A 776-nucleotide genomic window follows, 5' to 3' on the forward strand; every position below is an offset into this window, starting at 1 on the left:
GACATGTTGAATAACGGAATTACGAAGGACATCATGGATTTTGCATACACCCCGAAGGTTGAAGAATTGCGGCGCCGGGTACGAGCATTCATGGACGAACATATCGTCCCGCGCATTCGTCAATGGAACGATGAGGTACACGCCGGTCAATACCCGGTGTCGTTCATGGAGGACCTGAAATCGCGGGCAAAAGCGGAGGGGCTTTGGAATCTTTTCCTGCCGGACCTGACGGCCGATGAGCCTGGAACTCGTTTGAGCAATATCGAGTACGCGCCACTTGCCGAGATCATGGGCCGGGTCTCCTGGGCATCGGAGGTGTTCAACTGCAACGCCCCCGATACCGGGAACATGGAACTCCTGCATATGTTCGGCACACCGCAGCAGCGCGAGCAATGGTTGCAGCCGTTGCTGCACGGCAGGATCCGCTCCGCCTTCGCGATGACTGAGCCCGACGTGTCGTCATCGGATGCAACCAATATCACCACACGCATTCGGCGGGAGGGCGATCAGTATGTGATTAACGGCAGAAAGTGGTTCATTACCAATGCCGCCCATCCGAATTGCAAGCTTTTCATCGTGATGGGCAAGACCGATCCGGAAGCGGAAGCACACCGGCAGCAGAGCATGATCCTCGTGCCTCATGACACGCCAGGAATCAAGGTCGAGCGCAATATCAGCGTGCTCAACCATGTCTCGCCAGAAGGGCATTGCGAAGTCACCTTTACGGATGTCAGGGTGCCGGTCACCAATCTGCTCGGCGAAGAAGGCAGCGGATT

General features: G+C 56.3%; 1 protein-coding gene. It reads left to right on the forward strand.

Annotated features, from left to right (window positions below; translation table 11 throughout):
• Window positions 1-33 precede the first annotated feature (33 nt).
• Window positions 34-776, forward strand: a 743-nt coding sequence (locus AWB68_RS45730) for an acyl-CoA dehydrogenase family protein (protein ID WP_200828997.1), incomplete at its 3' end; no start/stop codon positions are given.

The sequence above is a fragment of the Caballeronia choica genome (assembly GCF_001544535.1).
Classification (GTDB): domain Bacteria; phylum Pseudomonadota; class Gammaproteobacteria; order Burkholderiales; family Burkholderiaceae; genus Caballeronia; species Caballeronia choica.